This window comes from Rhodococcus opacus, from assembly GCF_012396235.1.
GTDB lineage: Bacteria > Actinomycetota > Actinomycetes > Mycobacteriales > Mycobacteriaceae > Rhodococcus_F > Rhodococcus_F opacus.
Genome location: NZ_JAAXPA010000006.1, coordinates 155,386 through 179,556 on the forward strand (window position 1 = coordinate 155,386; position 24,171 = coordinate 179,556).

Sequence of the window (24,171 nt, forward strand, 5' to 3'; positions counted from 1 at the left end):
CCCGGAACGGAGACTCCCGGGGCGCGCTGATTCGGATCGGTCGGTTTACGGCTCGTTCGGCGAGTCGCCTCCACCCTCGTCACCGCTGTAGGTGGCCGGTTGCGGCAGACCGTCCTCGGGTCCGTCGCACCAGTTGTCGTACTGGTTGTACGGGTCTGTGCCCCACGCCGGGACGTTGTTCTCGTACGGTTCCGCCCAGTCGTCGCAACCGGCCGGGCCGGTCGGCGGAACACCAGGAGGCAGTGGTGCAACCGTGTCCGGTGCGCGCACCGGTACGACTGCCGAGTCGAGCGCGTCACCCCAGGCGACACCTGATGTTCCCAAACCGATCGAGGCCGCGAACACAGCGACCGCAGCCAATCTCGAGCCGACCTTCATCGTTGCCTCCCATAGGTGAATAACGCTGCCTAAGGGCTGTACCCAAAGACAACGTAAACAATCCTCGAAGAGCGAATTTCGTGAATGAAATTCGGCCGACGGTCGGTTTCAGTTCACGACCGGGCTACACGACGCCCACATGCCTCGTGCGAACACTCACCGTCGAATCAGGGATTGACGATCCGGCCCTGCTCGTCATTGACCGGCGGCTGCTGCGCGGAAAGGCTGTCCTCGGGGCCGTCGCACCAGTTGTCGAACTGGTTGTACGGATCGGTGCCCCACTGCGGCACGTTGTTCTCGTAGGGTTCCGCCCAGTCGTCGCATCCGATCGGACCGTTCTGCGGGAATCCGGGTGGCATCGGCTGAACGACATCCGGCCGGCGCACCGGCACGGCCGAGTCGAGACTGCCGCCCCAGGCGACACCGGATGCTCCCAATCCGATCGAAGCCGCGAATACCGCCACCGCGGCCACTCTCCTGCCCATTCTCATGACTGCCCTCCGTTGGTTACCTGGCCTTTCGGGGCGGTACCCAGAAACCCGGAAAACAATCCTCGAAGAGAGCGTTTCGTCCAAGAAATTCGACGATCAGTCGGTTTCCGGTCGGCAGCGCATGTACATCTCGGTCACCGAGGTCAAGACCTGCTTGCCGGATCCGTTGAAAATCTCCGCCGCGACGGTCACCAAGGCCCGTCCGCGATCGTCGGGCACCACATCCTCCACGACCAGCTTTCCGGTGAGCACATCACCCGGCTTCACCGGCCGGAGAAAGTTGACGTCGCGCATCCGCACCCCCGCAATAACGCTCCAGCCTGCATAAAGAGTGGTCGCGGACAGTCGCTGGCACACCGCGATCGTGTGCACACCACTCGCGATGAGCCCACCGAAATAGCCGCCATCTGCAGACTCGCGGTCGATGTGGAAGGACTGCGGATCCCACTGCCCCGCGAACTCGACCAGTTCCTCCTCCGTCACCGTGTATGAGCCCAGCTCGAACTTCTCGCCCGCCCGGAGGTCGTCCGCATACACGACGTCACATTTGCTGTCCACTACCAACCGTCCGATCATTCGCCCACGCCTCCACCGAACACGGAGGCTGACGTCGAGGATATGACCGGACGACGGCGGCGGTGACAGTGCCCTTCCGCCGACGGTGGGAAGAGGGCGTCAGTTCTCGTCGTAGCGCGGCCAGCCCGGATACGGAGCAAGCGTCGGGTAGGGGGTGTCGTGCGGGAGGTCCCACTTCGCCGGCCGATTCGACGCCTCGTCCGGCATCCGGTTTCGACATTCGAGGAACGCCGTTTGGTTTCGTGCACTGTATACGTGGTCGACCACCTTCCAGCCCCCGAAGACATCGGCGACCGGAGCGCGTTCGGGGCCTTCCGACGACTGACTGAAAGCTCTCGCGTCGGGCGCCTCGATCTCCACGGTTTCCGCAACAATATTCGTCGATCCGACGTTGAAGAACCGTCCGTCTGGGCCTTCGCGCATTACCGAATAATCGCCCGTGCACACGGTCGCAAACCAACCGCGCTCGGTCGGCGTCATCCACAGCAGATGCTGAAACTGCGTTCCCACAAAGTGGCTCTTCTTCAGCTGATCGGGGTTGCCGTAGTCGGTCAGGAGACGCTCGTCCACGGCTTCAGAGAAACCCGGGTATCCCGCAGCCGGTGTGAGCGCCCGGACCGTGAGGTAGTAGGACTCGACGTACGCCCTGATTACCGTCACTTCGGGAGTCAACAAATCGATACCCGGATCTGCCGACCAGCGATAGTTATAAGCGGCATTGCCGGGCACGGAGTACAGCGCTGACGCGACCACCGGCGGCTCCGGTGCTTCGCTCGCTGCATCGGTCCCGCAGGCCGACATGACCAACATCGCCGCGATCATAGGGAAGACCGGCCGCCTCACTGCCCGTACCTCATGTCTTTCACTTGGTCACGGCCGGCGTTCAAGGCATCAATAAAATGGCCCAGCCCCGTCAATCCCGAGTCCGTCAAGTATCCGGCCAAGCCCGACTGCAGGAGAGGGAGCCGCTGATACGGATTCTCAGCCGCAATTTGATCGTATGGCAGCAGCGGTCCGTCAGTACCGTCTCGAAATAGATCGAGCCCTGAATATGAATCCAGTACTCCCCCATTTGCAGCCTGAAGGCCCAATGCAATCTGGTAGTACTGATTGGTCAACAACGCGTTGTCGGCGAAATCCGCATTCGCCTGCAGCGTGCTGTCCGGTATTGAACCCATGACCGCGCTCTTGAACGACGGGTCGGCGAGATCGATACCACTTGAAATCAGAGGGCCCGCTACAGGAATGAACTCGACGCCCTTGCCGATCACTGTTCTGATGGTGTCGTAGGCAACGCCCTTACTTTCGAAACCAGCAGCGTTCTGGGATGTTTCGTCGCCGAGTCGGTCGGCGAACTCGAGGTCGAGCCCCTTGTCCACAACGCCCTGAAGATTGCCTGCCCACGTCCCGTACTGGTAGTGGGGGTTCTGCGGTGTCTGGCCGTCGACAGCCCACGCCTGCTCCAATTGAGCAGACAGCCCCAAGGCGTGCGCATTGAAATACGAGGCACCGTCGGCGTTGGAATCGATCACCGAGAATATTCTCGGCGCATCCTCGAGTCGGAGGTACTCATGGCCCGTCAGGCCGGTGAAAGAGTTGGTTCCCGTGAAGGACTCGGGCACCCCCACCATATTGCCGATGTACGGGGCGAGCGTTGTGCCCAACGCCTGCGTGATGTCGGGGTTCACTTCACCGATTGCCTGCCCCTTCGTCCCTGGGATGTCGAGTAGCTCGGCGTCTTTCGCAGCGAGGATTTGTGCGAGCCCGAATGCCGATTCGCCGGCTTGTCGCGACCGGAACATTTCTCCGGGATCGGACGGATCGGAGGGCCGGGCGTCGTCGGCGATCCAGTCGAACATCGCGGCGACGTTCTGTTCGCCGCCGTCGGCCCAATCGCGTTGGAGCAGGGGCATGATGACGTCGTCGCGGTTGTAGCCGGCCGGCATGCCGTCGCCGGACAGGATGTTGTGGACGGCGGCATGGTCGCGGCCACCGACGCCGACCATGTCCTGCAGGAGGGTGTCGACGCTGTCGCGGCCCAGAGCGTTGTGGTCGAAGGAGTCCCCGATCAGGAGGCTCTTGTCGTTGGTGGCCGAGGCGATCTCCCCGGCACGGGAGAGGAGGCTCTCGCTCAGCTCACTGCCCTGCTGCACGGCCGGGTCCGCCAGACCGAAGGCTTTGGTGAATCGTGCCAGGTCGTCGCCGTTGTTGACGACCACCGACGGTTGCGGTGCGTCGTGCGCGCCCTTCGTCAGGTTGCCGGTCGACGTCACCGGTCCCTCGAACAGTCCTCGAAGGCTTTCCGGAATGTGGCTCTGACCGCCGACGTCGCCGCTGGCACTGCCGACGTTGTAGTTCGACACCACAGCGAGGCCGTTGGACAGCGCGCTCGCGGCCTCGGTGCGTCCGTTCTCGCTGTACTGCTCGGACAGGGCGAGGAAGCCGTCCTTGCCGGCCGCGGTATAGAACTGCTGCAGGAAGTCGATCGTTCCCTGTGGAAGATCGGTGACCTTGCCGCCGTCGGCCAGCGTCTGCACTTGTGCGGGAGTAAGTCCCGCCGCCGCGATCTCCCGGGCGACACGGTCACGGACGTCCTGCGGAATGTCGGAACCGCCTCGCACCACCTGCTCGCCCAGCGCGGTGCCCTCGTGCCCCGACAGACCCGTGGTCGCCGGGGCACTCGCCGCCACGGCGCGCAGCGCGTCCCGGATCGCCGTCGCCATGTCCCGATCGGCATTGTCGAGTTCCGTCAGTGCTCCACCGAGTTGGCTGCGCCAGTACTCCATCAGCTCGGCATGCTCGGCGGCCTCGGCCTCGCTCATCGTCGTCGGCCGGCTGACGATCTGCCAGTCGTCGGAGACGGTGAATCCGTCGGTTGCCGCCTTGTCGATCACGGTGGCGACGTAGTCCCGCGCATGGCCGAGGCGATCGGCCCCACCGACGAGCGCGTTCGACAGATCCTCCAGATCGTCTGCGAGCCGGCGGATTTCCATGCGCTCACTGTTCGCCCTCTGCTCGGCGGCCGCCTGCGCCGGACCGCGCCAGTCGTCGTGTCGGCCCAGATCTGCGACAGCACGCTGGACGTCGTCCGCCCGGCCCCGTGTGTCCTCGGCGGTCCGTCCGATCTCCTCGCCCGCCAGTGTCAGATCCCGCGGGTTCCAGACGTGCAGTTGCGACCGACGCGGAATCACATCTCCCCCATCGCCGACAGCTGCGACGCGAACGACGTGTCGGTGACCTCGTAGTTCTCGGCCCCGCCACCCGCGATGAACGCCATCTCGTCGATGCGACTGGCCGCGACTCCCAGCGCGGAGGCGAGCATGTCGCCGGCTTCCTGGCACGCCGCCGCGGTGTCGGACCCCTCGACGGCCCGCACCGCGTGTTCGAAGCTCCGGCGGCCGCCCAACGCCTCGACCTCACGCGCAATGGCGCCGAGAGCGGTGGACATCGCACGCAGCATGTCGGGATCGACCTTGACGACCGCGACGTCCGGTCCACCGAGCACCGGCGCCAGCCCGGGGACGGCGGCCAGCGGAGGCTGCGTCGCACCGGTCCCGTCCAGCGACGCAATGACACTTTCCGGCCACGTCATATCGCCCTCTGACATCTACATCTCCCCCTGATAGCCGCATCGAGATCCACCCCCGGATCCGGGTCACCGACACGCTCGGCGACCGTGGAGAGAATAGCGGACGCCGTCACACGGACGTGTGACCACAACACGGTTGTGCAACGGTTGGGCGGATTCGCAGATTGAGAATCGGGTGAACCGGGTATCGAGACCAGATGGCCATCACCGATATCAAGGAGTACAGCCACCTCACCGATGCGGATGTGGAGGCGCTGGGCGCGGAACTCGATGCGATCCGGGCAGACATCGAGGAGTCCCGCGGCGCCCGCGACGCGCGGTACATCGACCGGACGATCAAACTGCAGCGGTCGCTGGCGATCGCGGGCAGGGTCGTCCTGTTCGGCAGCCGGAAGAGACCGGCGTGGATCCTGGGTACCGCCTTGATGGGTGCGGCGAAGATCATCGAGAACATGGAACTCGGCCACAATGTCATTCACGGCCAATGGGATTGGATGAACGATCCCGAGATCCACTCGTCGAACTGGGAGTGGGACAACACGTGCCCGTCGTCGGGGTGGAAGCACTCGCACAACTACGTCCATCACAAGTTCACCAACATCGTCGGTCTCGACAGCGACGTCGGTTACGGGATCCTGCGCATGACCCGCGACCAGAAGTGGTCGCCGGTGTACCTGGCGCAGCCGTTCTACAACGTGCTGCTGGCGTTGCTGTTCGAGTGGGGTGTCGCGCTGCACCACCTCGACGTGGAAAGCATCCGGCGCGGCGACTACGACCGCGCCGAAACCCTCCGCAACGCGAAGGAGGTGGGACGTAAGATCGCGCGGCAGGTCGGCAAGGACTATGTGGTGTTCCCGGCGCTCACCGGCCCGGCATGGAAGAGCACGCTGACAGCGAACATCACCGCCAACGTGATCCGCAACCTGTGGGCCTACGGTGTCATCTTCTGCGGCCACTTCCCGGACGGCGCGGAGAAGTTCACCAAGGAGGAATTCGAGAAGGAAACCAAGGCCGAGTGGTATCTGCGCCAGATGCTGGGCTCCGCCAACTTCAACGCCGGCCCGGTGCTGGCGTTCATGAGTGGCAACCTCTGCTACCAGATCGAGCACCATGCGTTTCCCGACCTGCCCAGTAACCGCTACGCCGAGATCGGCGTGAAGATGCGGGAACTGTGCGACAAGTACGACCTCCCCTATACGACGGGTTCGCTGCCCCACCAGTACGGACTCACCCTCCGCACCATCTTCAAGCTCGCCCTGCCCAACCGCTTCCTGTCGGCGTCCGCGGACGACGCACCGGAGACGGCCTCGGAACTCCGCTTCCGCATCCGGGGCGGGATGAAGGAAGTGTTCGGCGTCGACCCTGCGACCGGGAAGCGGCGCGGACTGCGTACGGCGCTGGCGATGATCCGCAACTGACTCAGGACGTCCACGCGTATCGGAAGCGTTGCGCGACCTCGTCGACCGGTTTCTCCCGGTATTCGGCGTGCTCGTAACCCTTGACCGCCGCGAGCGCTTCCATGATCAGCGGTCCGAACAGGTCGCGCGCGAGCGCCGACGACTCGAACGCTCCGAGCACGTCGGACGGCAGGGTCGGGAGGAGATCCACGGCGCCGGTCAGGTCCGCGGGATCGACCGACACCTCGTCCGGGAGGGGAAGCGCACCGGCGATGCCGTCGTGCGCGGCGCCGAGAATGGCGGCGCTGCTCAGATACGGGTTCGCGGACGGGTCGATGGGTTTGATCTCCAGGTTCGCGCCGTGCGGGTTCCCGGCGGTGTCCGCGCAGAGGCGAACGGCTGCCTCGCGGTTCTCCAGGCCCCAGCAGCGGAACACGCCCGACCACATGCCCGGGCGCAACCGCAGGTGCGACAGCGCCGATCCGGCGAGAACGGCCGTGAACTCGGGTAGCGCCCGCAGAATCCCGGCGACCGCGGCGCCACCGGCAGGAGTCAGTCCGTGCGGGCCCGGGCCTCCCGACAGGATCGGCAGGTCACCCTCGGTGAACGACACGTGCTGGTGGGCACCATTACCCGCCCCGCCCGCGACGGGCATGGGTGAGAACGACGCCCGCAGTCCCTGGGCGCGTGCGATCCGGCTGATCAGGGCGCGGGCCAGCACCGCGTTGTCGGCCGCCTCGACGGGATCCGCGGGGGCGAGCGACACCTCGAATTGGCCGAGCCCGGCCTCGGCGTGGACCTGTTCGATCGGCAGGGCGGCCGTCGACGCCGCCGCGAGCAGGCGCTCGATGAATTCTTCTTGCGTGAGAACGGCATTGAGGCCGTAGGCGGACCATTCTTCCGTGGTCGCCGCGTCGAACAGCGCGAACTCGATCTCGTGGCCGATTCGTGCGGTCAGCCCGGACTCCGCCAGCCGCGCCGTCACCCGCCGCAGCGCGTACCGGGTGCAGGCGAGCGACGGCGTCCCGTCCTGCTCGGTCAGGCACGCCGGCGCCCAGTACGTGCCGTTGCCCAGGTCTCGCACGTCGTCGCCGTCGATCCGCAGCCGGAGGTCGCCGACGACGGAGAAGGATGGCGTGAATGCGAGGTGGTCGTCGACGCAGAACACAGTCCAGCTCGGCGATGCGCCTGCTCCGGAGTCGACGAAGGTGGGCAGTCTCGAGATCGGCAGCACCTTCGCCCGGGAGACCCCGGCCATGTCGACGATCGAGCCGACGATGCGGTCCGTGTGGCAGAAACCATCCTCCGCGCCGGGCATCAGGCCCTCGCCACTGCGGTGGTCCGCGCGAGGAACCCGAGCACGCTGTGCACCGATTCGCGTTGCGCACGGCCCTGACCTGCGCCCCCGCCGCCGAACGCGATGCCGCCGGTCCATTGCGCGTCGGCGGGGAACATTCCGAGGCGGAGGAGGTGGCCGGCGCCGTCGAACGTCCGGTGTTCGTCGCGGGTGCCGGATCGACGCCCGAGAACTGCCGTGGCCATCTCGTCCGACGGCCACAACTGGTCGTCCGCACCGGTCAGACACAGCACCGGCGCGGTCGCCCGTTCGGACCGCAGCGTCGCCTCGGCCGGTGCGGCCGCGAGCCCGGCCCGGTAGGCGGCACCCAGGCGCAGCAGGCTCGGGCGGTGCGCGGTGACGTCCTGGTGCGCCCGCCACGCGTTGCGGATCAGCTGGGGCATCAGCATCCCACCCGGCAGCGGCGCCCACGGCACGGGCCGGCCGTTCCACGTCCACGACGGGGTGTCGGCGACCTCGCCGTCGGGGCCGATCGCCTGCCACGACACCGAACTCGGGCTGATCAGGATCAGCCCGGCGACGGGGAGGTCGCCGACGCACGCAGACGCCAACAGGCCCTCCGCACCCCGCGAAATGGCCATCGCGGTCACGCGATTCGCGTCCACCGACGGCTGCGCACCGAGAGCCTCGACCGCGGACGTGAACCGCTCGAGCGGAACGTTCACCAGCGTCGCGTCGGTGTTCGATTCGTCCACCCACGAATAGGCCAGTGCGGCATACCCGTTGGCAGCCAGCATTCCGACGGTGGAACGTTGGGAGTCGACGCCGCCCTCCGAGCCGCCGAAGCAGGCGACGCCCGGCCAACCGCCGCTCGGAGCGTCGCCGGCGGGCAGTGCGAGCAGCGCCGGTCGGTCGCCGACATCGAGGGAACGGACGGACACTCCCGGGGCGCTCACGTGACGCGTCACCGTCCGCCGCGACGTTCCGTCCGGAGTGCCCGCCTCGACGGTGACCAGCCAGGCGTCGGGCGGCGGCACGAAGAGGTCGGGAACCCGGCCTTCGGACACGAAACGCATGGCCCACAGCGGCGCGTCGGCGTCCGCCACGTCCCAGTCACCGTGGTCCGGAACCTGTCCGGCGACGTCGACGATTCCGTCGGCCGGGACGGTGAACGTGGCCTCCGCCCGCCACTGTCCACCGAACAGGTCGGTTCCGGTGGTGCGGACGGTCACCGACGATCCGGGCCGGGCGCCGCGGACGATCAGCGAGAACGCCTCGTCGTGACGCGACGACGCCGGAACGTCGAGTTCGAGGGACCCTGCCGACAGGTCCGCGGCCGGCGCGGGCTGCTCGGTTACCGCGGGCTCCGCCGAAGTGTGGGTCTCCAGCAGCTGCGACCGCTTCTCGAACCATCCGGGGAACACCGCGGACACGAGGCCCGCGACGCCCATGAGGGTGAACGGCAGCACCCAGTAGCAGACGACGGACAGGGTGTCGCCGGCGTCGCGCATGGTGGCGTCGCCGTCGACGATGGGTGGGATCAGCGAGAACACGGTCATCAGTCCGAACGCGGCCACCCACATCCACGTCATGGCCGTGGTGATGTATCGGAATCCGCCGCTCGCCGCCGTCCGGGCGTCCACGGTTGCCGCCGCGTACTCGCGCACGAACGGCCGCCCGATCAGAGCGCCCACCGCCGCGATCGCGAACAACCCGAAGTTGCTCAGCGGCTGAAGCCAGCGTTCGAGGACGGCGTCGTCCAGGGTGAGTGCCGCGATCAGCAACAGTGCGAAGACGGCGACGGTGCCGACCTCGAGGGTCCGCCACGGCTGGCCCCGCAACCGTTGCAACACCTGGCCTACCGCCGCAATTCCGAACGCGATCGCGACGGCAGCGACGAATCCCGTGTTGCCCACCAGGATCCAGTAGACGATCCACGGTGCGAATCCGATGATGAATCCCATTGCCCTGCCCCACTGGTCGACTCACCATATTGTCGGCCCTCGGGCGGGCGCGGGATGCCGATTCACCGAAGGTCGGTGCGGGTCAATGCGCGAGCGATTCCGCCAGTTCGCAGAAGCGTTGCACCGTGACCCCGGCGAACGTCGGGTTGTACGCCACCGCCAAACCGATCGCCGGGCGCAGCGCTGCGGGAACGAGCGGCCGGAACCGCACACCGGAGCCGGCACGCTTCGACGAACTCGACGGGACGAGCGCCCAGCCGAAGCCACTCTCCACCAGAAACAGCACCGTCTGCACCTGCACTGCCTCCTGGGTGACTCGCGGCGAGAACTTCGCCTCCTCGAACAGGATCGAGGTCAGCGCATGCAGCCCGGGCAGCCCCGATGTCGTGTAGTCGATGAACGGCTCGTCGCGCAGGTCGTCGAGCGAGACCCCCTCCTTTGCCGCCAACCGGTGTCGCACGGGAAGCGCGACGACGAAGTGATCACGTTCCACGGTGATGTTGCGGATGTCGCTGCGCCGGGACAGCGGTGAGCGCACGATCCCGACGTCGAGGTGATTCTGCTCGAGCGAGTCGATCAGTTCGGCGTTGGTGAGCTCCGAGAACTTCAACACGATGTCCGGATACTGCTTCTGGAATGCCGGCAGCAGCCGCGGGAGCAGGATGTTCTTGGCGGAACCGACGAAGCCCACGCGCAGCCCGCCGCTGAATCCGTGCGCCGTGGACCGCGCGACCCTGGCCACTTCCTCGGCGTGGAAGAGCGCGGCCCGGGCATCGGTCAGCGCTGCCTCTCCCGCCGTGGTCAACCGCACCCGGTGGGTGGACCGGACGAACAGTTCCGCGCCGATCTCCTCTTCGAGTTTGCGGATCGACACGGACAGCGGCGGCTGCGTCATATGCAGGCGTTCCGCTGCCGCGCGGAAGTTCAGGGTGTCGGCGACGGCGACGAATTGCTGCAGCTGACGTAGGTCCACGGTGATATCCCATCCGAATCAAGTGATGCCGATCAATGCGCTTCCCTTGTATTAAACACATCCCCGTCGGCACTGTGACTCAGACAACAGTCTTCGAGCATTCGTCCCCCACATCACCGCCGAGGCCCTCTATGACACCTGCGAACAACGTTCCCGCACTCGCCAATTTCGAGAAGGCGTTCCGCCCCCGATCCGTCGCGGTCATCGGCGCGTCCGACGACGCGACTCGCATCTCCGGGCGCGCCCTGCACTACCTGATCCGCGCCGGCTATCGCGGGGAGATCTACCCGGTCAACCACCGCCGCGCCACGGTGCAGGGGCTCCGCGCCTATCCCACCCTCGCCGACGTCCCCCGGACCCCCGACATCGCGTTGATCGCCCTTCCGTCGCGACTGCTCGAGGACGCCCTCACCGACTGCGTCGAACACGGCGTCGGCGCGGCGGTCGTCTACGCGGCGGGCTTCGCCGAGACCGGGTCTGACGGCGGTGCGCTGCAGGACCGGCTCGCCGCCATCGCAGCGGCGGGCAACATCCGGCTGTTCGGCCCCAACTGCCTCGGGTTGCTCCACACCGACAGCGGATTCACGGGCACGTTCAGCAGCGCGTTCGACAAAGCCCTGCCGACTCCGGGTGGCGCAGCCATCGTCAGCCAAAGTGGCGCCTACGGGGGGCATCTCGCGTATCTGTGCGAGAAGCGTGGAATCGGTGTCGGCTACTGGGTGTCCACCGGCAACGAGGCGGGCACCGACGTCGCGGACTGCATCCACTGGCTCGCCCTCCAGGACGACGTGAGCGTGATCCTGGCATACGCCGAGGGAATCCGCGACGGCGACTCGTTCCGGGCCGCACTGCGCGCCGCACACGATCACCGCAAGCCTGTCGTGTTCATGAAGGTCGGGCAGTCCGCGGCAGGCGCGACCGCCGCACAATCCCACACGGCGAGTCTCGCCGGCGCCGACGCGGTGTTCGACGGACTCTGCGCGCAATACGGTGTCTACCGCGCGCAGACCACGCAGGAACAGGTGGATGTCGCCTACGCCGCCGTCCGCGGACGCTTTCCGTCCGGCCGCAGCCTCGGAATCATCACCGTCTCGGGCGGTTTCGGTGTGCAGCTGTGCGACGCCGCCGAACGCGGCGTCCTCGAAGTCACGCCCCTCGCCGAATCGGGGCGGGCGAAACTCCGCGCGCTCAATCCGATGGGCAGCGACGACAATCCCTGCGACACCACCGCCGGCTGGCTCAACGACATGAGCCTGATCACCAAGACATTCGACGTCATGTACTCCGACGGCGGCTACGACAGCATCATCGGATCGTTCACCATGCTGCCCGACTCCCTCACCTACGGCGCGGAGATCCGCACGGCCATCGGAGCGGGGACGAGGGAATTCCTCGACCGTCCGACGGCGCTGTGCATGGAGGCGCGCCCCGAGGTGGTCCGGGCGTACGAGAGCGACGGCTTCCTCGTCTTCGACGACTCCGAGCGTGCCGTCACCGCGCTCGCCGCCCTCGCATACTTCGTCGAGCATTTCGACACCCCGATAGCCAGCCACCGAAAGCGCACCACGCGAGTCGACCTCGGCGGAGAGCCGTTGTCGGAACACGCCGCCCAGCAGATCCTGGCCGACGCCGGCATCCCCTTCCCCGCCTCGACCGTGGTCACCCACCCCGACGACGTCGCGAAGGCGGCCGCCGATCTCGGTTTCCCCCTGGTCATGAAGATCGTCTCGCCCGACATCGCACACAAGACGGAGATCGGTGGTGTCATCCTCGACGTCGAGGACGAGGCCCAGGCGAGCGCGGCTTATCTGACGCTTCTCGAACGCGCGAACGCAGCGGTGCCCGGTGCCCGCATCGAGGGTGTGCTCCTCGGCGTGATGTGCCCGAAGGGTGTCGAAACCATCGTGGGCGTGACCAACGATCCCGCCTTCGGCCCCACCGTCATGTTCGGGCTCGGTGGCATGCAGGCCGAATTGTTCCGCGACGTCGCGTTCCGCGTCGGTGAACTCGACCACGCCGAAGCTGTGAATCTGATCCGGGAGATCAAGGGTTATCCCCTTCTCACGGGGTTTCGCGGTGCTGCCCCCGCGGATGTCGACGCGCTCGCGGACCTCCTGGTCGCCGTGTCGAGGTTCGCCGTCACCCACGCCGACCAACTCGACTCCCTCGACCTCAACCCGGTGCTGATTCTCGAGGAGGGCCGCGGCGCGCTCGCCCTCGACGCACTGATCACGGTGCGGACCACCTCGTGATCACAGGCATCACCCCGACAACGAAGGCAGGAGCAATCCCATGGATCTGGAACTGACCGGCAAGGTCGCCATCGTCACCGGCTCGGCCCGCGGACTCGGCGAAGCCACCGCCCGAAGGCTCGCCGCGGAGGGCGCGCACGTCGTCGTCACCGACATCGACGGGGAGGCAGCGGCACTGACCGCCAAGGATATCGTCGCGCAGGGCCACAGCGCGCACAGCATCCGCGGCGACATCACCAAGTCCACCGACGTCGACGCTCTGGTCGTGGAGACAGTCGACCGCTTCGGCGGAATCCACATCCTGGTCAACAACGCCGGGTTTCCGCGCGACGGCGTTCTCACCAAGATGAGCGAAAGCGACTGGGACGACGTCGTCGACGTAATCCTCAAAGGCGCCTACTTCACCTGCAAATCGGTCTTGCCGTATCTGATCGAGCAGCGGTGGGGCCGGATCGTCAACATCTCCTCACGCGCCCACTTCGGCAACCCCGGTCAGGCCAACTACGCCAGCGCGAAGGCCGGCCTCCTCGGGCTCACCCGCGCACTCGCACTCGAAGAGGGCCGGTTCGGAATCACCGTGAACGCCGTCGCGCCCGGTTTCGTTGCCACGGAGGCGGTCCGCTCGCTCGGACACTTCGAGAAGATCAAGGACAAGGCGATCGAGAGCACACCCCTGCGCCGCGTGGGGACGCCCGAGGACATCGCCGACGCCGTCGCCTTCCTCGCGTCCGAACGCGCGAGCTTCGTCAGCGGCGAAACGCTGCACGTGACCGGCGGCCGGTTCGGCTGACCCGACTCGACTTCCTCCCCCACCCCTCGACCTCGGAGACACCATGCCCCTCTCGGAGACCCACCCCAGTTCGGCGAGCCGCACGCGCCACACCGACGCACCCCCACCCGGCCGCACCAGAATCCGCTTCCTGATCGTCGCACTGCTCTTCATCGTGTCGACACTCAACAACGCCGACCGTGCGATCCTGTCGATCACCGGCACCGAGATCAAGGCCGATCTCGGTATCAGCGCCATCACCCTCGGCTACCTGTTCTCCGCGTTCGCGTGGGCGTACATGCTGGCGCAGATCCCCGGCGGACGGCTCGTCGACCGCTTCGGCGCCAAGCGGATGTATGCCATCAGCATCTTCGTCTGGTCACTCTTCACCCTGCTGCAGGGCTTCGTCCCGCTCATGGGGCTCGGCGCCGCGGTCGCCGCGCTGTTCGCCCTGCGCATCGGTGTCGGCATCGCGGAGGGGCCCGCCTACCCGTCTAATGGCCGCGTGGTAGCCACCTGGTTCCCGTCGTCCGAACGGGCCACCGCGTCCGCCATCTTCAATTCGTCTCAGTACGCGGCGGCGGTGGTGTTCACCCCGTTCATGGCGTGGCTCACGCACGCGCACGGATGGCACTCCGCGTACCTCGTCATGGGCGCCATCGGCATGGCGCTGAGCGCAGTGTGGCTGAAGTTCTACGACCAGCCACGCAAGCACAGAATGGCCAACGACGCCGAAATCGAGTACATCGCCGACGGCGGTGCGCTGGTCGACATCGAGGAGGCGAGTTCGGCACCGGACGCCCCGAAAATCAACACCTGGGAAGCGATTCGTCAGCTCCTCGGCAGCCGGATGATGCTCGGGCTGTATGCCGGCCAATTCTTCATCACCACCATCGTGTACTTCTTTCTCACCTGGTTCCCGATCTACCTCATCGAGGAACTCGGCATGCCCCTGCTCGACGCCGGACTCGCCGCGTCCATCCCCGCGATCTTCGGCTTCCTGGGCGGGATCCTCGGCGGAGTCCTGTCGGACCGCCTGCTCACCCGGGGCGTGTCCCTCACATGGGCCCGCAAGATTCCGATCATCACCGGTCTCACGCTGTCGACCGTCATCGTCCTGTGCAACTTCACCACTTCGCAGACCGCCGTCATCCTCTTCATGGTGCTGGCGTTCTTCGGCAAGGGACTCGGCAGCCTGGGCTGGACCATCGTCTCGGACACCTCCCCCAAGGAGGCGGCCGGACTGTCGGGCGGCCTGTTCAACACATTCGCGAATGCCGCGGGTATCACCACCCCGATCGCCATCGGCTACATCGTCGACACCACCGGCTCGTACGACGGAGCGCTGATCTTCGTCGGTGTCAGTGCGGCACTGGCGGTCTGCAGCTTCCTGTTCATCATGGGCAAGATCACCCGAGTCGAGTTGACTCCGGATCGGAACGGAGTCCGCCATGCCTGACGTGCACGTGCATCTCACGATCGAGAACGGTGTCGCGATACTGACCCTCGACAATCCACCGCTCAACGTCGTGACCCTGGAATTGACACGGCAGCTCGGCGACCGCCTCGACGCCCTCGCGATCGACGACACGGTGCGCGCCGTCGTCGTGACCGGTGCCGGAAGCCGGGCGTTCTGCGCCGGATCAGACATCTCCGAGTTCCACGAGATGATGGAACCGGGCCAGGTGGTGGAGAAGAAGCTGCGACGGCAGAATGAGATCTTCCAGTTCCTCGCACACTTCCCGAAGCCCACGGTGGCGGCCCTGGGCGGTCTCACCCTCGGCGGCGGACTCGAAATCGCCTGCTGCTGCGACCTGTTGATCGCCGAGGAACACGTCTCGCTGGCGCTACCGGAGATCAAGCTCGGGGTCTTCCCGAGCAGCGGCGGAACGTTCCGCACCACACGGCGGATCGGGATCGGCCGTGCCAAGCGGATGATGTTCTTCGGTGACCCGATCGATGCCCCGACCGCACTCGACTGGGGTCTGGTCGACGCTGTGGTTCCCCGGGGCACCGCACTTGCCGAGGCGCGGCGCTGGGCCGGGATCCTCACCCGTCGACCCGCTTTCGCTCTGGAGCTGTGCAAATCGGTGATCAATGCGGCCGGCGACCTGGACGAGGATCAGCTCGTGCAGAAATCCCTGACCGCGAGCGACCGTGTGTTCAGTTCCCCCGAATGCCGCGAAGGGGTGCGTGCCTTCTTCGCCAAGACGACCCCCGATTTTCGAATTCAGGAGCACTCATGAGAAGAGCCGCGATCGTCGCCCCGTCCCGGACCGCCATCGGCGCCTTCGGCGGTGCCCTGAAGAACGTCACCGTGGAGGATCTCGGTGCCGCGGTGGCCACAGCCGTGGTCGAGCGCAGCGGCATAGACCCCGCACTGATCGAGGACATGGTGTTCGCGCAGTCGTATGCGAACAGTGAGACACCGTGCGTCGGACGCTGGATCGCGCTACAGGCGGGCTTCCCCGTCGACGTCGCCGGAATGCAGCTGGACCGCCGATGTGGTGGCGGCCTGCAGTCGATCGCCACCGCGGCCATGATGGTGCAGAGCGGCGCCGCAGACGTGGTGATGGCCGGCGGCGTCGAATGCATGAGCAACGTCGAGTTCTACACCACCGACATGCGCTGGGGTTCCCGTCAGGGAACGGTGAAACTGCACGACCGCCTCGACCGCGGCCGGGAACGGTCTCAGCCCGTCGAACGATTCGGCTACATCTCCGGGATGATCGAGACGGTGGAGAACCTCGCGACCGGATACGGCATCTCCCGCGAGTCCGCCGACGCCTTCGCCGCTCAGAGTCATCACCGTGCCGCCGCCGCGTGGCACGAGGGACGCTTCACGGACGAGGTCGTGCCGATCAAGGTTCCGCAGCGCAGAGCCGAGCCCGTGATCTTCGACCGAGACGAGGGAATCCGGGCCGACTCGAGCGTCGAGAAGCTCGCGACGCTGCGCACCGTCATGCCGAACGGCACCGTCACGGCAGGCAACGCCTGCCAGCAGAACGATGCCGCCGCGGCGTGTCTCGTGGTCGCCGAGGATCAGCTGGGCCGGCTCGATCTCGAACCTCTCGGCTTCCTGCACGGGTGGGCAGCCGTCGGATGCGAACCCGCCGAAATGGGAATCGGCCCGGTCCCGGCGGTGCGGAAGCTGTTCCGAAAACTCGGACTGGGATTCGGCGACATGGACCTCGTCGAAGTCAACGAGGCCTTCGCAGTTCAGGTCCTCGCCGTGCTGCAGGGCTTCGGGTACGAAGACGAGTCGAAGGTCAACGTCAACGGCTCCGGAATCTCCCTCGGCCACCCCGTCGGCGCCACCGGTTCCCGGATCATGACAACACTGCTCCACGAACTGAAGCGTCGCGGCGGACGCTACGGACTGGAAACGATGTGCATCGGCGGCGGGCAGGGCATCGCCGCCGTCTTCGAATCCGCGTGAGCATTCGCGCTCGTCGTCCTGAACTCGGCGCGCATACCGGGGACAGCTTCACGGTCTCGCCCCGGATCGACGATGCGCGCCGGGTCTCGGCGAACTCGCCCCTCGATCAGCCGATCGGCTGCGGCATCCGGACTGTTCGGTAGCTGCAGCTGATTTCGTCACCGGTGGACGGATCACGCAGAGCGACCTTCCAGGAGTCGGCGAACTGGTTCACGCCGTGCCGCATCGAGATCGTCCCCGACACGAGAACGGTGCCCGGCGTGTGCAGTCCCCTCTCGCGAAGGACGTCGAGCCAGTACTTCGGTGCGAGCAGGTCGGCGAGCGTCCCGGTCTGGATCAGGGTGGACGGTTCGCCGTCGCCTTCGCCGACCCATGCCGACAGGGTGATGTCGTCGAGGCGGTCGGCGATATCCGACAACCGCCAGGCGCGGGACCCGAGAACGTCGGGTGCGGCGTTCTTGCTCCACGCCACGCTGTGTACCTCGAGGTCGCGGTCAGTGTGGTCGCAGGCGACGGTCAGCAGTACGTCGTCCTCGGTGATCACCAGGGCCCACTCGGCCTCTCCGGAGGTCCGGTCGTGCTGGACGAAGACCTCGGTGGTCTGCTGCGCAAGGTAGGGCGAGATGGGGTACATCGCAGGGATGGTCGTAGGCGCCGGTACGCCCAGTTCTGCAAGTTCGGCGATGTGCGACGCAACCTCTTCCTGGTTGCGTCCGGCATAACCGGCGTTGAGGAGGGTGGTGACCTCAACGGTGTCGACGGTGCCGTCCGGCAGGGTGAACGTGAGCTGCGACATTTGGAGAGTCTCCTGAAGTTCTGGCCCCGGTTCCCTCTCGAGATCAGGGCGTTTTGTTACTTTCTTGGTTTTTCTGCGCCGAGGGCTTGCGCATACGTCTTGTATACAGCAAGTATATGTCTAGTACAACGGCAGCGGTGAGCTGAACCACAGAAGAACCGGGCCGTGCGGGACCAGAATTCAACCCACAAGGAGTTGTCATGATCGGAGAGTCCACCTCCGTCGATGCCGGCAGGTCGGCACCCGTAGACAGGAAGGGACTGGCGAAAGCTTTCGCCGCCAGTCTCACGGGTACCGCATTGGAGTGGTACGACTTCGCGGTCTACTCGGCGGCGGCCGCCCTGATCTTTCCGCAGATATTCTTCCCGGACAGCGACCCCCTCACGGGAACCTTGCTCGCGTTCTCCACCTACGCCGTCGGCTACGTGGCGCGGCCGATCGGAGGGTTCGTCTTCGGACGCCTCGGCGACGTCATCGGACGCAAACAACTGCTGGTGATCACCCTGCTCCTGATCGGTGTGACGACCTTCGCGATCGGCCTGCTTCCCGGCTACGACCGTATCGGTATCGCGGCACCCGCCATTCTCGTGATCCTGCGGTTCGCGCAGGGCGTGGCGGTCGGCGGAGAGTGGGGCGGCGCCGTCCTCCTGTCGAGCGAATACGGCAACCCACGCCAACGCGGCTTCTGGTCATCCGCAGCTCAAATAGGACCTCCCGCAGGCAACCTGATGGCCAACGGAGCGCTCGCCCTCCTCACCATCTCCATGACCGAGGCCCAATTCGAGTCCTGGGGATGGCGTCTCGCCTTCCTTCTGTCCGCGCTACTCGTCGGCTTCGGCCTGTGGATTCGCCTGAAGCTCGAAGACACCCCTGTCTTCAAGGCCCTGCAGGAGTCCGGCGACCGCGCCGAAGCCCCCATCCGCGACGTACTCACAAAGCAGACCCGGCCACTCGTCGCCGCGATCCTGTCGCGTATCGCCCCGGACGTGATCTACGCACTCTTCACGGTCTTCGCGATCACGTACGGCACCCGTGAACTCGGCTTCGAGCGTGGCGAAGTACTCACCGCAATCCTGGTCGGCTCGGCATTCCAGCTGGGCCTGATCCCCCTTGCCGGGGCACTTTCGGATCGCATCAACCGCCGCCTGGTCTATGCCGTCGCCGCTGTCGGCGGTGTCGTTTGGAGCGCCCTCTTCTTCCTCGTCATCGGTGGCGGCTCATTCCCGCTGCTCATCGTCGGGGTGGTCGTCGGGCTCGCGTTCCACTCGTTCATGTACGGACCCCAGGCGGCGTTCGTCACCGAACAGTTCACGGTCGCCTTGCGCTCGACCGGCAGTTCACTCGCCTACACGATTGCCGGCGTGTTCGGCGGTGCGATGGCACCGCTGATCTTCACCTACCTACTGAGCAGGACCGACAGCTGGGTGCCGATCGCCGTCTACGTGCTGATCGTCGGAGTGCTGACCCTGATCGGTCTCGCGCTGGGGCGCAACCCCGACCCGACCGAGGACGAGCACTACGCACTACTGGCCAGCGAGAACGCTAGGCACGCAAGAGAATCTGAAGCGTAACCTCGAGATGAGTGTTGATCTTCTCGTGCACCAGGCTCTCGTCGCCGGCTTCGAGCGCGTCGATGATGGCCTGGTGCTCGGCGCACACCCGATGTTGCCGATCGGACGCACTGAAGAGCGCCGTCAGACCGACACGGAGCTGGCGCGCCCGGAGTCCGGAGTAGGTGCGCGACAGCAACTCGCTCCCGGCCGCATCGATGAGGAACTGATGGAAACGGCCATCCCAGTCGATGAAGGCACGGGCCGCTTCTGCGCTCGGATCGGTCGCGAACGCTTCCTGCTCCGCCAGCGCCGAACGCATCACTTCGAGGGGTACCCGCCCCTCCTCCAGGGCGCGGCTGGCGGCGTGACGTTCGAGGACACCGCGCAACTCCATCAGTTCCGCGATCTGCCGGCCCGACATCGCGGGGACGTGCGCCCCGCGCTTGGGCACCATTTCGACGAGGCCCTCCGCCTGAAGCATGAGCAGCGCCTCACGAACGGGAGTGCGGGACACGCCGACCCGCGTCGCGAGTTCCTGCTCGTTGAGAAAGGAACCGGTTGCCGCCGGCGACGTCAGCACCTGATCCCTGACGTACAGATAGGCCTTCTCTCGACCCGACAACTCGACAGCTGGACCCTCGGTCCCACCCATTTCTTGCATACAACATGTATACACCACATCACCAGCAGCTAGGAGCAATATAGTGACGCTACGCATCAGCCTCGCCCAGATCACCAGTTCGATGGACCCCGAGGCCAACCTGGCAGTGATCGACAAGCAGGTGGCGGCCGCCATGGACGCGGGATCGCGTCTGGTGGTGTTTCCCGAGGCCGCCATGCAACGGTTCGGCGGACCGCTCACCCACGTCGCGCAACCGCTCGACGGGCCGTGGGCCGACGCCGTCCGCGAGTGCGCCGCCCGAGCCGGCGTCACCGTGGTCGCCGGTATGTTCACCCCCTCCGACGACGGCAGGGTCCGCAACACACTGCTCGTCACCGGCGGCGGCGTCGACACGCACTACGACAAGATTCATCTTTACGACGCCTTCGGGTTCGCAGAATCCGACACGGTCGCACCGGGAACCGAGCCGCTCGTCGTGACCGTCGACGGCGTCGGAGTCGGCATCGCCACCTGTTACGACATCCGCTTTCCCGGGCTCTTCCAAACGCTCGCCGATCGCGGTGCGGACCTGACCGTGGTCGCCGCGTCCTGGGGCAGCGGCCCCGGCAAGGTCGACCAGTGGACACTCCTCGCCCGGGCACGCGCCCTCGACTCCACGACGTTCATCGCTGCCTGCGATCAGGCCGACCCGGCAGCATCCGGCGAGGAAGTCCACGGCACGACGCCGCTCGGCGTCGGGCACAGCATCGTCGTATCACCCACGGGAGCTGTTCTGGGCCAACTCGACTCGGGCCCGGGGATGCTCACGGTGGACATCGACACGGACGTCGTCGCGCAGGTGCGAAAGGCATTGCCGGTCCTCGCCAATCGGCAGTTCTGATACACCCGGGTCGCGCGATCGGCGCGGTTACCGTCCGAGCAGCTGATGCGCCCGCAGACCGACGTACAGTTCGGCGGCGTCGATGGGATCGGAGAAATCGCGTCCCGTGAGGGTGTGGATCCTGCGTAGCCGGTACAGGACGGTGTTGCGGTGGTAGTGCAGCTGGGTGGCCGCCGCGGTGGTGGAGCCGCGACAGGAGAACCACGCGTCGAGGGTGGCGAGCAGACTCTCCTGTTCCTCGGCGGGTAGGGCCAGCACCGGTCCGAGGATCTGGTTCGATGCGAGCTTGCCGGCGTCGGGCACGCTGACCAGCAGCAGCGACACCGGCACCGACTCGTAGCGGGTGACGGTGCATCCGCCGTGTCCGGCGCAGCGACGGGCGATCCGTGCCTGCTCGACGGCCCGTCCCGTCCCGCCGGGACGTCCGAACACCGAGCTGACCCCGATCCATCCGTGACCGGTGCGGCCGAGGAGGTCCAGCGCGGATTCGAGCACCTCGGCGGTGGCCGCCCACAGCAGTCCGATCCGGCCGTCGACCTCCGTGTCCCACACCGAGTCGACACCCACACCGCGAAGGTCCGACTGGACGACGTCCGCGGCGGACGGGGACGCCGCCGCTTCCACGGACACGACGAGGAAGGTGCTGTTCTCCGGAATCCGGAACGTGCGGAGCGCGTCGGCGGCGCCGGCCGGGTTGGCGGTGTGGTCACCGAACAGCGTTCTGATCAGCCGACCGCGCGACTCGGCGTCCTCACGGGCGCGCAGGTCGGCGGTCTCCCGGTATGCCTCCGCGGCGCTGTCCGAGTAGACGTCCACGAGCGCCCACACCTGGGCGGCCATGTCGAGCAGGGCGTTGGTGGCGCGACCCTCCGAGCGGTCCATCAGTTCGTCCCAGATCAGGCGGCCGCCGAGCCGGAACGCGTGGAGCAATGCCGCGAGCGGCACACCCTGTTCGGCCTTCAACTGTCCGGCCGCACGCGCCGCCTCGAGCCGTACCGGAGCGCTACCCGCGAGGTTGCCCAGCATCGCCGTCAGATTGTCGACGCACGCCGCGTACAACTGCTCGGGGGTGAGGAGGGTCGCCTCCACGTAGCCGTGCTCGGCCGACAGGATGCGCGAGACGAGTTCCTCGGACAACTGGTCCACGGACTCCAGCATCGATCCCAGAAGATCGGTGGGCGACGGCGCGACATCCGAGCTGACAGTCATCCGGCAAGACTATCCACCGGGCGTGGTCCGCGCCATACCCTTTTTGTGCGACGGCATAGCCCGGATGTTCACATTGACAGCCGCTGCCTATGGCGCGGCGCCCGGAACTGGGACGAGAATCAGTAATCTACGCCACAGTAGTTTGTCCTTTCTGCGGCGCGGTCCTTCATGCACTCGACCCGAGCGGAGCTGTCCACAGTGAGCACTTCAGAACCCGAGGCCACCTCCAACACCCCCGGCGCGACTTCCCCACATCCGGACGTCGACGCGGCCCTCGCCGACCTCGCCGAGGGCGAGAAGACCTGGGCCGACCTCTCCCTCGCCGATCGCAGGAAACTTCTCGACACGGTGCACGACCTCACCGTGCAGCACGCCGCCGACTGGGTGGACGCCGCGGTCGCGATCAAGGGCCTGGACCCGAAGTCGCCGCTGGTCGGCGAGGAATGGATGTCCGGACCGTACCCGCTGGCCACCGGCACCGCGGCGCTGTCCGCGAGCCTGGCGAAACTCGAGGCCGGAACCAGCCCGCTGGACGGTGCCACATTCGGCACGGCCCCCGGCGGCCGCACCACGGTCAAGGCGCTGCCCCTGAACATCTTCGACAAGCTGCTGCTCAGCGGATTCAGCGCGGACGTGTGGTTGCAGCCGGGAATCGATCGTGCGACGGCACAGCGCGACGCCGGCCTCGCCCAGCGTGACCCGTCGCGGACACAGGGCATCGGCGTCGTCCTGGGCGCCGGCAACATCACCTCGATCGCCCCGCTCGACACCCTGTACGAACTGATCGCGCACAACCGCGTCGTCGCGCTCAAGCTCAACCCCATCACCGACCGCCTGCTGCCCGTGCTGACACGTGTCCTGGAACCGCTCATCTCGATCGGCGCGGTCCGGTTGCTGACCGGCGGCGCGGAGGTCGGGACGTATCTGGTGCACCACGACCTCGTCGACCACGTGCACATGACGGGCAGCGCGCTCACCCACGACGCGATCGTGTTCGGGACCGGCGAGGAGGGCGCGCGGCGCAAGGCTGCGAACGAGCCGATCCTCGGCAAGGCCATCTCCAGTGAACTCGGCGGTGTGTCCCCCACCATCGTGCTGCCCGGTGAATGGAGCCGCGCCGACATCAAGTTCCAGGCCGAACACATTGCGACGCAACGACTCCACAACGGCGGCTACAACTGTGTCGCGGCGCAGGCGGTGGTCGTGTCGTCCGAGTGGAAGCAGCGCGACGAGTTCGTCGCAGCCCTGAAGGAGGCCCTCGACACGGCACCGGACCGCGCCGCGTACTACCCCGGCAGCGACTCCCGGGTCGCCGGCGCCAAAGCGTCGTTCCCCACCGCCGCACGCCTGGGCGAGAACGGCGGACGCGTCCTGGTCACCGATCTCGAGCCCGGCGCATATGCCCCGCTCCTGCAGACCGAGTACTTCGCCCCGGTGCTCGGCGTGATCGACCTTCCCCACGGCGGCGCCGAGTTCGCGGCACACGCCGCGGACCTCGTGAACGAGGACTTCATCGGCACCCTCGGGGTCAACATCGTCGCCGCCCCGCAGACCATCCGCGAGCTGGGCGCGGAGTTCGACTCACTGCTCGAGAGCCTCCGCTACGGAACCATCGCCGTGAACGCGTGGACCGGCGTCGGGTACCTCACCGCCACCGCGACCTGGGGAGCCTTCCCCGGCCACACCCTCAACGACGTCCAGAGCGGCATCGGCGTGGTGCACAACGCCCTGCTCATCGACCGGCCGGAGCGCACCGTCGTCCGAGGCCCGTTCCGTCCGTCGCCGCGGTCGATCCTGAACCGTGAGATGTCCATCTCGCCCAAACCCCCGTGGTTCGTCACCAACCGAACCGCGGCCACGACAGGCCGATTGCTGACAGGATTTGCCGGTGCACCCTCATGGACCCGGCTGCCGGCGATCTTCGCGTCCGCGCTGCGTGGATGAGGGCTGCGTGTCCTCTATCCCTCACCCCCGTCGAAGTGGAGA

General features: G+C 66.6%; 21 protein-coding genes. 9 read left to right on the forward strand and 12 right to left on the reverse strand.

The window, feature by feature from the left end:
• Positions 1–45 precede the first annotated feature (45 nt).
• The 6 genes from HGB39_RS10060 to HGB39_RS10085 all read right to left on the reverse strand — a co-directional run bounded on the left by HGB39_RS10060 (position 46) and on the right by HGB39_RS10085 (position 5,037).
• Positions 46–378 (reverse strand): hypothetical protein, encoded by a 333-nt coding sequence (locus HGB39_RS10060; protein ID WP_005252545.1) that lies wholly within the window; start codon positions 376–378, stop codon positions 46–48.
• A gap of 167 nt (positions 379–545) precedes the next feature.
• Positions 546–869: a hypothetical protein gene (locus HGB39_RS10065; protein WP_043788671.1), complete on the reverse strand. Its 324-nt coding sequence runs from the start codon at positions 867–869 to the stop codon at positions 546–548.
• Between the two features lie 96 nt (positions 870–965).
• Positions 966–1,445 (reverse strand): MaoC/PaaZ C-terminal domain-containing protein, encoded by a 480-nt coding sequence (locus HGB39_RS10070; RefSeq protein ID WP_005564499.1) that lies wholly within the window; start codon positions 1,443–1,445, stop codon positions 966–968.
• 99 nt (positions 1,446–1,544) lie between these two features.
• Complete coding sequence (locus tag HGB39_RS10075; protein WP_005564498.1) at positions 1,545–2,267, reverse strand: hypothetical protein; 723 nt, start codon at positions 2,265–2,267, stop codon at positions 1,545–1,547.
• 17 nt (positions 2,268–2,284) lie between these two features.
• A complete protein-coding gene (locus HGB39_RS10080) occupies positions 2,285–4,636 on the reverse strand; it encodes a WXG100 family type VII secretion target (RefSeq protein WP_005564497.1) in 2,352 nt (783 codons plus the stop codon).
• Positions 4,633–5,037: a hypothetical protein gene (locus HGB39_RS10085; protein WP_005564495.1), complete on the reverse strand. Its 405-nt coding sequence runs from the start codon at positions 5,035–5,037 to the stop codon at positions 4,633–4,635. The genes HGB39_RS10080 and HGB39_RS10085 overlap by 4 nt, the downstream gene beginning before the upstream one ends.
• A gap of 194 nt (positions 5,038–5,231) precedes the next feature.
• On the opposite strand from HGB39_RS10085, the gene HGB39_RS10090 reads away from it, so the two are divergent.
• Positions 5,232–6,452 carry a fatty acid desaturase family protein gene (locus HGB39_RS10090; protein ID WP_005252532.1) on the forward strand — a complete coding sequence of 407 codons (1,221 nt, stop codon included), beginning with the start codon at positions 5,232–5,234 and terminating at the stop codon, positions 6,450–6,452.
• 1 nt (position 6,453) lies between these two features.
• On the opposite strand, the gene HGB39_RS10095 is transcribed toward HGB39_RS10090, so the two are convergent.
• From HGB39_RS10095 to HGB39_RS10105, 3 genes are all read right to left on the reverse strand, one after another.
• The gene (locus HGB39_RS10095; RefSeq protein WP_064080065.1) at positions 6,454–7,749 is read right to left on the reverse strand and encodes a type I glutamate--ammonia ligase; all 1,296 of its coding nucleotides are present in this window, start codon (positions 7,747–7,749) and stop codon (positions 6,454–6,456) included.
• Positions 7,749–9,692 carry an acyl-CoA thioesterase/bile acid-CoA:amino acid N-acyltransferase family protein gene (locus HGB39_RS10100; RefSeq protein ID WP_064080066.1) on the reverse strand — a complete coding sequence of 648 codons (1,944 nt, stop codon included), beginning with the start codon at positions 9,690–9,692 and terminating at the stop codon, positions 7,749–7,751. Before HGB39_RS10100 ends, HGB39_RS10095 begins: the two co-directional genes overlap by 1 nt.
• Before the next feature lie 82 nt (positions 9,693–9,774).
• Positions 9,775–10,665 carry a LysR substrate-binding domain-containing protein gene (locus HGB39_RS10105; protein WP_005254044.1) on the reverse strand — a complete coding sequence of 297 codons (891 nt, stop codon included), beginning with the start codon at positions 10,663–10,665 and terminating at the stop codon, positions 9,775–9,777.
• Between the two features lie 131 nt (positions 10,666–10,796).
• Here HGB39_RS10105 and HGB39_RS10110 point away from each other — a divergent pair, with 131 nt between their 5' ends.
• From HGB39_RS10110 to HGB39_RS10130, 5 genes are read left to right on the forward strand one after another with little or no spacing between them, the layout of a single operon-like run.
• A complete protein-coding gene (locus HGB39_RS10110; protein WP_005570201.1) occupies positions 10,797–12,917 on the forward strand; it encodes an acetate--CoA ligase family protein in 2,121 nt (706 codons plus the stop codon).
• Positions 12,918–12,957: 40 nt separating this feature from the next.
• The gene (locus tag HGB39_RS10115) at positions 12,958–13,707 is read left to right on the forward strand and encodes an SDR family NAD(P)-dependent oxidoreductase (protein ID WP_005570202.1); all 750 of its coding nucleotides are present in this window, start codon (positions 12,958–12,960) and stop codon (positions 13,705–13,707) included.
• A 43-nt stretch (positions 13,708–13,750) separates the two neighbouring features.
• Complete coding sequence (locus HGB39_RS10120; protein WP_005570203.1) at positions 13,751–15,145, forward strand: MFS transporter; 1,395 nt, start codon at positions 13,751–13,753, stop codon at positions 15,143–15,145.
• Entirely contained in the window at positions 15,138–15,932 is a 795-nt protein-coding gene (locus HGB39_RS10125; RefSeq protein WP_005254040.1) for an enoyl-CoA hydratase/isomerase family protein, read from the forward strand. Before HGB39_RS10120 ends, HGB39_RS10125 begins: the two co-directional genes overlap by 8 nt.
• Positions 15,929–17,125 carry an acetyl-CoA C-acetyltransferase gene (locus HGB39_RS10130; RefSeq protein WP_005570204.1) on the forward strand — a complete coding sequence of 399 codons (1,197 nt, stop codon included), beginning with the start codon at positions 15,929–15,931 and terminating at the stop codon, positions 17,123–17,125. Before HGB39_RS10125 ends, HGB39_RS10130 begins: the two co-directional genes overlap by 4 nt.
• A gap of 106 nt (positions 17,126–17,231) precedes the next feature.
• Here HGB39_RS10130 and HGB39_RS10135 read toward each other — a convergent pair whose 3' ends face one another.
• The gene (locus HGB39_RS10135) at positions 17,232–17,921 is read right to left on the reverse strand and encodes a DUF2848 domain-containing protein (protein ID WP_005254038.1); all 690 of its coding nucleotides are present in this window, start codon (positions 17,919–17,921) and stop codon (positions 17,232–17,234) included.
• Between the two features lie 200 nt (positions 17,922–18,121).
• Between HGB39_RS10135 and HGB39_RS10140 the strand changes: the two genes are divergently transcribed.
• Positions 18,122–19,492 (forward strand): MFS transporter, encoded by a 1,371-nt coding sequence (locus HGB39_RS10140; RefSeq protein WP_005570205.1) that lies wholly within the window; start codon positions 18,122–18,124, stop codon positions 19,490–19,492.
• Here HGB39_RS10140 and HGB39_RS10145 read toward each other — a convergent pair.
• Entirely contained in the window at positions 19,464–20,126 is a 663-nt protein-coding gene (locus HGB39_RS10145) for a GntR family transcriptional regulator (protein WP_005254036.1), read from the reverse strand. The two genes, HGB39_RS10140 and HGB39_RS10145, sit on opposite strands and share 29 nt — an antisense overlap.
• 52 nt (positions 20,127–20,178) lie before the next feature.
• Here HGB39_RS10145 and HGB39_RS10150 point away from each other — a divergent pair, with 52 nt between their 5' ends.
• On the forward strand, positions 20,179–20,976 hold the full coding sequence (locus HGB39_RS10150) for a carbon-nitrogen hydrolase family protein (protein WP_005570206.1): 798 nt from the start codon (positions 20,179–20,181) through the stop codon (positions 20,974–20,976).
• 27 nt (positions 20,977–21,003) lie between these two features.
• Here HGB39_RS10150 and HGB39_RS10155 read toward each other — a convergent pair whose 3' ends face one another.
• Positions 21,004–22,185 (reverse strand): PucR family transcriptional regulator, encoded by a 1,182-nt coding sequence (locus HGB39_RS10155; RefSeq protein ID WP_005570208.1) that lies wholly within the window; start codon positions 22,183–22,185, stop codon positions 21,004–21,006.
• A 198-nt stretch (positions 22,186–22,383) separates the two neighbouring features.
• Between HGB39_RS10155 and HGB39_RS10160 the strand changes: the two genes are divergently transcribed.
• Complete coding sequence (locus HGB39_RS10160) at positions 22,384–24,129, forward strand: aldehyde dehydrogenase family protein (RefSeq protein WP_005254033.1); 1,746 nt, start codon at positions 22,384–22,386, stop codon at positions 24,127–24,129.
• Positions 24,130–24,171 lie beyond the last annotated feature (42 nt).

Excerpts from the sequence above, each read along its gene's own strand:
- HGB39_RS10060 (WP_005252545.1), bottom strand. The coding sequence starts at position 378 with ATGAAGGTCGGCTCGAGATTGGCTGCGGTCGCTGTGTTCGCGGCCTCG.
- HGB39_RS10065 (WP_043788671.1), bottom strand. The coding sequence starts at position 869 with ATGAGAATGGGCAGGAGAGTGGCCGCGGTGGCGGTATTCGCGGCTTCG.
- HGB39_RS10070 (WP_005564499.1), bottom strand. The coding sequence starts at position 1,445 with ATGATCGGACGGTTGGTAGTGGACAGCAAATGTGACGTCGTGTATGCG.
- HGB39_RS10075 (WP_005564498.1), bottom strand. The coding sequence starts at position 2,267 with ATGATCGCGGCGATGTTGGTCATGTCGGCCTGCGGGACCGATGCAGCG.
- HGB39_RS10085 (WP_005564495.1), bottom strand. The coding sequence starts at position 5,037 with ATGACGTGGCCGGAAAGTGTCATTGCGTCGCTGGACGGGACCGGTGCG.
- HGB39_RS10090 (WP_005252532.1), top strand. The coding sequence starts at position 5,232 with ATGGCCATCACCGATATCAAGGAGTACAGCCACCTCACCGATGCGGAT.
- HGB39_RS10095 (WP_064080065.1), bottom strand. The coding sequence starts at position 7,749 with ATGCCCGGCGCGGAGGATGGTTTCTGCCACACGGACCGCATCGTCGGC.
- HGB39_RS10100 (WP_064080066.1), bottom strand. The coding sequence starts at position 9,692 with ATGGGATTCATCATCGGATTCGCACCGTGGATCGTCTACTGGATCCTG.
- HGB39_RS10110 (WP_005570201.1), top strand. The coding sequence starts at position 10,797 with ATGACACCTGCGAACAACGTTCCCGCACTCGCCAATTTCGAGAAGGCG.
- HGB39_RS10115 (WP_005570202.1), top strand. The coding sequence starts at position 12,958 with ATGGATCTGGAACTGACCGGCAAGGTCGCCATCGTCACCGGCTCGGCC.
- HGB39_RS10120 (WP_005570203.1), top strand. The coding sequence starts at position 13,751 with ATGCCCCTCTCGGAGACCCACCCCAGTTCGGCGAGCCGCACGCGCCAC.
- HGB39_RS10125 (WP_005254040.1), top strand. The coding sequence starts at position 15,138 with ATGCCTGACGTGCACGTGCATCTCACGATCGAGAACGGTGTCGCGATA.
- HGB39_RS10130 (WP_005570204.1), top strand. The coding sequence starts at position 15,929 with ATGAGAAGAGCCGCGATCGTCGCCCCGTCCCGGACCGCCATCGGCGCC.
- HGB39_RS10135 (WP_005254038.1), bottom strand. The coding sequence starts at position 17,921 with ATGTCGCAGCTCACGTTCACCCTGCCGGACGGCACCGTCGACACCGTT.
- HGB39_RS10140 (WP_005570205.1), top strand. The coding sequence starts at position 18,122 with ATGATCGGAGAGTCCACCTCCGTCGATGCCGGCAGGTCGGCACCCGTA.
- HGB39_RS10145 (WP_005254036.1), bottom strand. The coding sequence starts at position 20,126 with ATGGGTGGGACCGAGGGTCCAGCTGTCGAGTTGTCGGGTCGAGAGAAG.
- HGB39_RS10155 (WP_005570208.1), bottom strand. The coding sequence starts at position 22,185 with ATGACTGTCAGCTCGGATGTCGCGCCGTCGCCCACCGATCTTCTGGGA.